Here is a 9459-nt window from a genome sequence, read left to right as displayed (position 1 = left end):
CCCGTTGCTCTCTAAACTCTGTGCCAACTGGTATCAAACTTGTTGACAACTTCCGCAGCGCTGGGTCCTCGTCATAGACGAAGTCCGTCGACGCGACCAGATAATCGCTGATCCCGAGCTCGGTCGAGAAGTGATGGAACATCGATCTTGCCCGGCGGGATCGTGATCCAATTCTCGAGCGCGACCGCGGCGTTTGAGAACGCGTCGAGGTTGGGTGCCAATTCGGTGAAGGTCTTGGCCGGGCTCTCTTGCGCAGGGAGCTCGTTCGGGCGCGGACCAAGCAACGCCGCAACGAGTTTATAGAGGATCGTTGCTTCCGTGATGGACTCGATGCTATCCCGGCGGAAGAGTTGATCGGCCCAGCCAATCAGGTTGTCCAGGTACTTCATGAAGGTCGCGCGCATGTACGCACCGGGACGGAGGCGCGCGACGGCGTGGGGGTCAAACGGATTCTGAAGCCAGGCGTCGACCTGATCGTTGAACGTGGCGACCGCCGCGGCCTGCTCATCCTCGCTGACACCGATCCCCAGCATCGCGTGTAGTAGGTCTTGCTCCCCAGCAAGCGCGGCCTCATAGAGCGGCCGTACCCGCCACAATGCCGAAGTGGGCGTCTCTCCCTCGCCCTGGATCGGATCCAGCGGGTTGAAGATCGCGTGATACCAGCGCTGGGCATCCGCGAAGCGTTGGCTGGCCGAGAGCTTCTCGGCGATTAGTAGCGGAACGTGAAAGAACAGCTCCCAGTTGTACGTCGAGTAGGCCTCAGCATGATGTAGCCCCACCCAGTACTGAGCGGTCCAGCCCAGTCGACCACGCACGTGCCCAGTCACGTCTGTCACCGACGCGCTCGCCGCGACACAGCCGAGCGCGAGGCCAACGGATGACGGCCACGGATTCGAGGTCGGATCGCTCGGCTCGACAAGGACTCGTTGAGCAGTGGCAGGAAACCCGACGAGCGGCGATAGACCCCGAGACGAAACTGCGCAGATTCCCGGTCTGCCTGCCGCACGCTGCCACCGCCCGCGATCATCCAGCCAATTGCCCCAGGACCCCGCTCGACTCCGCACCCCCCCACGCGGTTCAAGCTGATTGGCGCCCTAGACCCTCGAGCAGCAGATCGAACACGACCCGCAGCCGCCTGCTGGTGCTCAGCTCGCGGTGGGTCGTGAGCCAGATCGGCACTGGAAACGGCGGCAGGTCGGGCAGGGCTCGGCGCACGCGGGGCTCGGCGTCGCCGATCTCCTCCATCATGATCGAGATCCCCACCCCCTGCTTGGTCAGCTCCCACTGCACGAGTTGGCTCTCGGAGATCACGGCGAAGCTGCTCGGGGTCAGCGACAGACCCAGCGCGTTGAGGCCCTTCATCAGCGCGTCGCTGCGGTCGAAGCCAAGAAACTGAGCCTGCGAGAGCGCGTGGGCGGTCGTCGGGTTGCCGATCTTCTCGAGGTACTCCGGCGACGCGTACAGCCGCGCGAAGCTGTCCTTGACCTTGCGGGCGACCAGCTCGGGCTGGGTCGGGCGAAAGCTTCGGATCGCGATGTCGGCCTCGCGGCGGCTCAGGTCACTGGCCTCATTGGTTGCGACGATCTCGACCTCGATGCCCGGATGCTTGGCCCGAAGCCCCGCGATGATCGGCGGCAAGGTGTGGGTCGCGGTGATCTGACTTGCCGAGATGCACACGCTGCCGTCCAGTGACAGGGACTGGCCGGCGGCGACCAGCGACACCCGGCTCGCCGCTTCACCCATGCCGCGCACATGCTCGAGGACATCGAGCCCGGTCGGCGTCAGCTCGAGCCCGTGCCCGACACGCTCGAACAAGATCACGTCGAGCTCTTGCTCGAGCGCGCTGACTTGCCGGCCGATCGTGGGCTGCGAGATGGCGAGGGCCCGCCCGGCGGCGGAGAAGGAGCCCTCCTCGGCGGTGACGAGGAACGCGCGCGCGCGGTTCCAATCGAAGGTGACGGAGCGCCAGTCCATGCAAAAACGTATATCACGGATGCGCTTTCTCGGGATGTCCAGAACGATATCGCATGGCTATACCTCTGGACGTCGGTCGGCCGCGGTGGCCCGCCAGGCTCCAAACCCCCAACGAAACCAGGGAAATCACATGAAAGCTGCAATCCAGACCCGTTTTGGCGCCCCCGAAGTCATCCAGATCCAGGAGGTCGAGCGCCCCGTCGCCGGCCGTGGCCAGATCCTCGTCCAGGTCCACGCCAGCCCCGTGACCCAGGGGGATCGGCGGCTGCGAGCGGCGGATTTTCCCGGACTCAGCGCGGTGATCGGTCGCCTGATGTTCGGCGTGTTCCGGCCCAGGAATCCGATCCTCGGGACCATGTTCGCGGGCCGGGTCGTCGCGGTTGGCGAGGGCGTGACGCGGTTTGGGATCGGCGACGACGTGTTCGGCAGCTGTGACCACAGCGCGGCCGCCGAGTACCTCGCGGTGGCCGAGGATGGGCCCGTCGCCAACATCCCCACGGGGGTCGAGTACGACGAGGCAGCCGCGGTCCCCTACGGCGCGGTCACGGCTCTCGTGTTTCTGCGTGACATCGCTCGCGTTCAGCCCGGGGAGAAGGTGCTGATCATCGGTGCGTCCGGCGGCGTCGGCCGCTTCGCCGTGCAGCTCGCCCGGCATCTTGGCGCGCGGGTGACCGGAGTGTGTAGCGCTCGCAACATGGCGATGGTGACCGAGCTTGGCGCCGCGCAGGTCATTGACCGTGCAACCACGGACTACACCCAAAACGGCGAGACCTACGACGTCATCTTCGACACCTCGTCGGGCGATCGCTTCCGCGTGTCCAAGCGCTCGTTGAGCCCCAAGGGTCGCTACGTCACGGTCTACATGAACCTGCCCGTGCTCCTGCAAATGTTGGTGACCCGGATCTTCGGGGGCCGCGAGGTCCGGGCTTCGGTTGCGATCGGCACCCAGAAACTGACGCACGATGTGGCGGAATTGCTGGCGAAGCGAGCGATCTGGCCGGTGCTGGCGAAGGGCTATCCGCTCGCGCAGATCGCTGACGCACACCACGCGGTGGAGACCGGGCGCACCGCAGGAACGGTCGTAGTGGCCGTTAGCGAGGCCGTGAGGTCCAAGCCGTTCCGCGAGGCGGCGGTCGCCGCGTGACGCCAACGAAGGATGTGAGCCGATCCCGTCCACGGCCACGACAGTGGCCATCTCGGTCCGCTCACGAACCCAGGCACTTGCACGAACGAGTTCCCGAGAAATATTCGGCGCGCACCAAGATTGAGCGCGGCGCATGGGCGGGCCACAGCCTGCCGAGCCTGCGCCAAACCACGAATTCCACCTGCAACCGGGCGAGCAGGCTCGCCCGAGCTGAGAGAGACCCCACAATCATGTTCATCACTATCGCTGCTGTCGTCATTTGCGTTTGTGTCGCCGTGCTCCCGGCCGCCGCCGAGCTGCGCCGGATCACCGACGAACGTGACAACCCCACTCGCCTGCTGAAGATCCCCACCCGCCGCGCGCACGTTGAAGCCGGCAAGGGGCTGTGAGCAACGGCATCCCGGGTCGCGCGCGATCGGGTTCGCTCGGTCGCGCGTGACCTATGTTGGCACTTGCGTGGATGCCGCGAGTGTCGTGAATGGGGCCGGCCTCGCGGACGGTGACGCAAGCGGGCACCCAATGTGGCCACCCTCAGAAAACTATAGCTATACGACGTCGTCGTTCTAGGATAGGAGTGACGGCGATGACGAAGCACATCAAGAACAGCTGGTACGTCGCGAGTTGGTCCAAGGATCTGGGGGTCTCCGAGCCCTTTGCAATCACAATCCTGAATCAACCACTGGTGTTGTGGCGAACCCCCGATGGCGTCGTCAGGGTCCTCGAGGATCGTTGCATGCACCGCTTCGCGCCCCTGTCTCTTGGCCGTTGCGAGGGGGACCGGCTGCGTTGCCGCTACCACGGAATTGTCTTCAATACCGAGGGGGTCGCGGTCGAGATCCCCGGGCAAGACGAGATCCCCGAGCGCGCGTGTGTGCGGGCCTACCCCGCGGTCGAGCGACACGGGTGGGTCTGGGTGTGGATGGGCGACCGGGACCGCGCGAACCCCGAGTCCATTCCGCACGTCACGGATCTCGACACCCCCGAGTTCCACCTTGGCGCGCACGAGTTCGACATGAACGCCGAGGCCACGCTGGTCCTCGATAACTTGCTGGACTTCAGCCACATCCCGTTCCTGCACGCCGACAGCTTTGGAATTAGCAGGGCCTGGGCGACGACCCACCCGGAGATGGTGGTCCTCGAAGATGGGGTCGAGTATCGGCGCTGGGTCGTCGACGAAGAGCTGGTTCCAGGTAGCGAGGAGCTCGTCGACGTGTGGTCGGTGTTCTCGGCCCGGGTACCGGGGATCATCACGATGTGGAATGGCTATTACCCGCTGGGCACGGCCAAGGCGTGTGACTTTGGGCCGCCGCCGCCGGACCTCCCGGGCGGCCGAAACATTAACGTGACCAGCCAGGCCGTGACCCCGATGACCGATCGCACGACCCGCTACTTCTTTTCGTGGGGGCCGCGCAAGGATTGTGGCGACGAGACGATCCGCGACTACCTGATGGCCATGGCTGCCAAGGCGTTTGGCGAAGACAAGGTCATGGTCGAAGCCCAGCAAGCGATGATCGACGCCGCGCCCGACCTTCGGATGTTGACGATCACCGCGGACTCGGGCCAGCAGCTCTACCACCGGATCCTCGACGAGCACATGCGCGAAGCCGGCGAGCGCTGAGCCAGCGCTCTGGCCCGACCCCGCTCAACACTCCGTTTCCAGCGCAGAGAGAATCCGACAATGAACGAACCCGTGGTGCCTGTCCCCAATGTCCCCGTGTTTCCCTTCAATCCGATGGATCCCGCGTTGAACGAGGACCCCGGCCCGATCTACGCGCAGATGCGCGAGCACCGGCTGCTGTTCTGGCCAGGGGTCAACTTCTACGTTGTCCCGCGCTTGGCTGACGCGCTCGCGGTGCTGCAGGATCCTCGCCTGAGCACGGATACTCGGGCGGCCGGACTCCCGGCGCCAGAGAGCATGCTGCCCGACGCGCTGCGTGCTCCGATCGAGGCGAGCTTGACCCGGCTCGCGCCCAAAGACCACGCTCGCGTGCGGCGTGCCGTTGCCTCGGCGTTCACGCCCGGCGCGATCAAGGGCATGCGCGCCAAGGTTCAAGCCATCGTTGATGAGGCGATCGATCTGTACGTGCACGACGGGGTCCTCGAGGCCCGCGCGTTCGTGGAGCACATCCCGCTGCGGGTGATCGCTGCGATGCTGGGGATCCCGGTCGAGCAGCAGCCATCGTTCTACGAATTCGCCAACAACCTGGCCAAGCTGCACAACCCGGCGATGACCCCAGAGCAGTTCGCAAGCGTCGCTCCGGTGGTGATCGCTGGGCTCGAGCGGATCCGGGCGCTGGTCGCCGCCCGACGCGAGGCGCTTGGCGACGATCTGCTGAGCGTGGTCATTCGCGCCGAGGCGAACGGCGACGCCCTGAGCAGCGACGAGATGCTTGGGCTCGTGGCGATGCTCATCAACGGCGGGATCCTCACGACCACCCACTTCATGATGTTCACCTTCAAGTCGCTGCTGTGTGTGCCCGAGCGCGCGGCGGCTGTCCGTCGCGATCGCAGCTTGGTCGGCACGGCGCTCGAAGAGGTCCTGCGGCACGACAGCTTCGGCAAGTCGGGGACCTTGCGCTACCTGACGCAGGACGCGGAGGTCGCGGGCGTCAGCTTGCCGCGGGGCGCTGCGGTCATGGTGTTCTTCCCGGCCGCGTACCTCGACGAGGACGCGTTCCCCAGCGCCTCGAGCTTCGATCCCGCCCGCAAGCCGGACAAGAACCTCAACTATGGTCATGGCCCCCACTTCTGCACGGGGGCGGCTCTCGCTCGGCTCGAGGGCGACGTCTTGGTCAACACCTTGCTGGATCGCTTCGCCAGCTTCACGCTGATCGGTGAGCCCGTGTTTGCGCCCGACCCGATGGTGCGCGACATCGTGCAGATGCGCGTCGAGGTTACGCGGGAGCTCGGCGCCGAGTCGGTCTGGCCAGTCGAGGAGGCCGGCCGGGCCGACCGGTGGCGCCCCAAGAGCAGGTCCGCATCAAGGATGCGTTGAGTTCTCGTATATGTCTATGATCAACGTCCTGTTGTCGACTTGATGGTAGACATCGTAGTACGAGGACCCTGAGACCTTGAAGGTGCCTTTCTCCTCGTGCTCCGCCACCAGCTGAATCAGTGTTGCAACAGCCGCCGCTTCTGCGTGGTGGCTGCCTGCCTCTCGGGCTGCGGCCATCACTCGGGCTTGCGCCTTTGTTGTGGCAAGCCCTTGATCTATCCGGAGCGCCAGGTTGTACCCGCTGCTGAACTCCAGCCCCAGCGTGAACATGTGGGCGGGGGATTTTGGGTTGAGCTCTTGGCGCTTCCTGGTTGAGCTCTTTGCGGCCAGTATCTCGCCATGTAGGTTTCCGTCAGGTCGACTGATTCCATCCCAGTCATAGTTGGCTACATCCTCGACTGATAAGCGTACGCTCGAGCTTGTATGGTTCCGGAGTTCAAAGTAGGTTTTCTCGGGCCCCATTTGTCCCCTTCTTCCTCGTGCGCTCGTCTTGTCAGCGGCTCACGGGCGCTGGATGTTCAGACTGTACGCGCGCGCTTGCCAGGGCTCGATTTCAGTCGATTTCAGTCGATTTCAGTCGATTTCAACCCATTACACGAGGCGGTCCATGACACTGAAGCCCGATGAAATGGGTTGAAATCGCCCTGCGCTCATCGAGGCCTTAGACTGTCATCGCAGGCCGGGGCCTCGCCGACGAGCCTCGCGTTGCAGGTAGCGCTCTGTACCATGCCAAACAAGACTCCATCGTCTCGCCCTTTCCTGACCTCGCTCGATGTGCAGTGTGATACGCAGCAGCCCGAGCTCATCGTGCCTGATGACGCAGCGTACGATCACTGGCGGCTCACCCCCAACGAGCGCTTTGACTACAGGCCCAACGTCATCGCCAAGTGCAAGAGCAAGTCTCACGTCAAGTGGTGCGTCGACCATTGCCGCGAGAATGGTCTGAAGTTCCGGGTGCGCGCTGGCGGCCATCATCAGGAGGGGATGTCCTCGGCCGATGGGGTATGGATCATCGATCTGTCGGGCATGAAGACCGTCGAGTATCTCGAGGATGGAAACCATGCCTGGATCCCGCCCGGCATGCGGCTAAAAGACCTCAGCGAGGAGCTCGAGAACCGCGGCTTCGTCATCCCCGTGGGGATCTGCGACTCGGTGTTCCTTGGCGGCTTGGTCGCGGGCGGCGGCTGGGGTCTGTCCAACCGACGCTACGGCTATACCTGCGACAGCGTCGTGGCCGCCGAGGTCGTCTTGGCCAACGGCGACATCGTGATCGCAGAACCTGGCTCTGCCTACCACGATCTGCTGAGGGCGATCCTTGGCGGTGGCGGTGGCAACTTCGGGGTCGTCACCCGCTTCAAGTTCATTCTTCATCCCCTCGTCGACAGGCTCACCAAGATAAAGATGACCTGGGATCCCGGCCACACCCGGGAAGCCGCGCGGAAGTGGGCGAGGTTTCAAGCGCAGCTCGACGCGAACACGGCGCTGACCCTCGGAGGTAAGATCTCGGTCGGTGAGCGCCACACGGCCATACTCCAGATGTCGGGCGTGTACTACGGCGAGCTCGCAGACGCGACGCGGGCCATCGCCGAGCTACTCACGGATCCCAGGCCCCGCGAGATCGAGTGTGTCGAGGTCCAGCGCGCTCGCAGCGTGCAGGGGGGTGACACCCCGCCGGCGGGCGCCGAGGACACGCCGTGCACGAAAATGATGAGCCGCGCGGCTCAGGTCCTCAACTCGCCGAATGGCCTCGAGGACGGCTGCAACGGGCGCCACGGGTTCAAGGTATCGTCGGCGTTTCCCGTCTTCGATCCGCGAGCGCCTGAGCAGCTAGACGCGCTGATGGACGCGGTCGTTCGCTACATCGAAGGTTCGTCCCATGATCCCTGCCTGTTCAACTACGTCAGCCTGCTCGGCTGCGGCGGCGAGGCCCAGCGGGAGCGGGGCGTGGGCGCCAACGCGGGCGCACGACTGACCTGTGTCCCGCCAACGTTCAGGGAGCGGCCGTTCATGCTCAAGCTTCAGGCGTGGTGGCGTCCCAAGCCTGGGCCCGACGGCGTTGACATCCTCGACACCCACCAGGTCGACTGGATTCGACGCTTTAGGGCGACGCTGGCCGAACACAAGCTGGTTGACGGCGCGTTCATCAACTTCCAGGACGTGACCCTCGTGCCCAACTCGGACACCGCGGAAGGGCGGCTGGCGCTGCTGCGCGTGTATCACCAGACGGAGTTGGAATTCCTCCTGCAGGTCAAGAAGCGGTTCGACCCCCACAACTCGTTCAGCTTCGGCATGAGCCTGCCGCTCTAGCCCCGAATCAAGCGCTGCGCCCAAACGCTCGCCTGTCGGATTGAGCGCTTGATTTGGGTCTAGCGAAACCCGAGCTCGTCCGGGTCTTCGCTGACCGGCCGCGTGATCCCTGGGCGCTCGGGCGGCAGCGGCATGCCGGCGTCGAGGGCGATCCAGTCAGCGGGGTCCTCATCGTCATCAAACTGCCCGTCGGTGCAACACAGCGCCATGGCGTCACGCTCGGCCTGCGTGATGATGATGTCCGCTGGCGAGTTGATGCCGCCGCGGGCCTGGTACTCGGCGAGCAGGCTATCGGACAGCAGCTCGAAGTAGGAGATCAGCCGCCCATCGCCGTTGAGGTCTGGCCCGTCAATGTCCGCGAACACGGCGATGTCCGACCAGGTTTGATCGCCGATGTGCGTGCCGAGCAGCTCGCCAGCTTCGAGCTCGGCGCCGATCGCCAGCGGCCCCATCAGGTCGATGTGGAAGATCAGGAAGTCGAACTCGGGATGCAGACTCGAGCGAATCTGCACCCGGCTCCCCGCCCACTCTTGCTCGACAGCGATGACCTGACCGGCGACCGGGGCGTAGACCTCGACCGTGCTCCAGTCGACCCCGTCGAGTGGATAGGCGTAGTGCTTCATCGAGCGGCAGTGCTCGAATGCGTCGGAGTAGTCGTGGCCAAGGCCAGACCGGAATTTACTCATCCAGCCGATCTGATCGAGATCGATGTAGCTGTGCTCGACGAAGCCGGGCAGCTCCGGCAGCGGCGCGCCGTGGGGTGGCGGCCACTCGCCGGGGTTGGGGCAAAACTCGTCTGGCGGCGGGCCAAAGTCTGGAAGCGGCCCGAGATCCATGATCGGGCCTTCGCTGCCTGACTCCGTGTCAGCGCTCGTATCGGCATCCAGCGTCTCACCGTCTTGGCTTGGCGCATCATCTGTACACGCCAGGCAGATCACGACGACGCAGGAGAACATCGGAGAGACCAGGATCCGGTGAGGCATTCCCCAATCCTGTGCTCTGAAGCCAGGCTTGTCGATTTCAGACCATTTCATGGCCC

The 9459-nt window shown here is 64.6% G+C and carries 9 protein-coding genes; 5 read left to right on the top strand and 4 right to left on the bottom strand.

Translation table 11 applies throughout. The features are described 5' to 3' along the window. Positions 1–71: 71 nt before the first annotated feature. A complete protein-coding gene (locus tag DB30_RS31600; RefSeq protein ID WP_052556049.1) occupies positions 72–815 on the bottom strand; it encodes a hypothetical protein in 744 nt (247 codons plus the stop codon). A gap of 262 nt (positions 816–1077) precedes the next feature. Further along, complete coding sequence (locus DB30_RS31595; RefSeq protein WP_052556047.1) at positions 1078–1974, bottom strand: LysR family transcriptional regulator; 897 nt, start codon at positions 1972–1974, stop codon at positions 1078–1080. A 130-nt stretch (positions 1975–2104) separates the two neighbouring features. On the opposite strand from DB30_RS31595, the gene DB30_RS31590 reads away from it, so the two are divergent. The 4 genes from DB30_RS31590 to DB30_RS31575 all read left to right on the top strand — a co-directional run bounded on the left by DB30_RS31590 (position 2105) and on the right by DB30_RS31575 (position 6113). Next, complete coding sequence (locus tag DB30_RS31590; RefSeq protein WP_052556045.1) at positions 2105–3118, top strand: NAD(P)-dependent alcohol dehydrogenase; 1014 nt, start codon at positions 2105–2107, stop codon at positions 3116–3118. A gap of 77 nt (positions 3119–3195) precedes the next feature. After that, the gene (locus DB30_RS31585) at positions 3196–3507 is read left to right on the top strand and encodes a hypothetical protein (protein ID WP_146661475.1); all 312 of its coding nucleotides are present in this window, start codon (positions 3196–3198) and stop codon (positions 3505–3507) included. 194 nt (positions 3508–3701) lie between these two features. After that, complete coding sequence (locus DB30_RS31580) at positions 3702–4736, top strand: aromatic ring-hydroxylating oxygenase subunit alpha (RefSeq protein ID WP_146661472.1); 1035 nt, start codon at positions 3702–3704, stop codon at positions 4734–4736. 60 nt (positions 4737–4796) lie between these two features. After that, positions 4797–6113, top strand: a complete 1317-nt coding sequence (locus DB30_RS31575; protein ID WP_146661470.1) for a cytochrome P450 — start codon at positions 4797–4799, stop codon at positions 6111–6113. Here the strand turns inward: DB30_RS31575 and DB30_RS31570 are convergent. Then, entirely contained in the window at positions 6099–6383 is a 285-nt protein-coding gene (locus DB30_RS31570) for a hypothetical protein (RefSeq protein ID WP_052556041.1), read from the bottom strand. The two genes, DB30_RS31575 and DB30_RS31570, sit on opposite strands and share 15 nt — an antisense overlap. Positions 6384–6920: 537 nt before the next feature. On the opposite strand from DB30_RS31570, the gene DB30_RS31565 reads away from it, so the two are divergent. Next, a complete protein-coding gene (locus tag DB30_RS31565; RefSeq protein WP_165704042.1) occupies positions 6921–8420 on the top strand; it encodes an FAD-binding oxidoreductase in 1500 nt (499 codons plus the stop codon). Between the two features lie 59 nt (positions 8421–8479). On the opposite strand, the gene DB30_RS31560 is transcribed toward DB30_RS31565, so the two are convergent. Next, positions 8480–9403, bottom strand: a complete 924-nt coding sequence (locus tag DB30_RS31560; protein WP_052556038.1) for a hypothetical protein — start codon at positions 9401–9403, stop codon at positions 8480–8482. Positions 9404–9459: the final 56 nt, after the last annotated feature.

Origin of the sequence: Enhygromyxa salina (genome assembly GCF_000737335.2) — a bacterium.
Classification (GTDB): Bacteria; Myxococcota_A; Polyangia; order Nannocystales; family Nannocystaceae; genus Plesiocystis; species Plesiocystis salina_C.
Note: the sequence above shows the minus strand (reverse complement) of the source record. Positions and strands in the feature narration are given on the sequence as shown.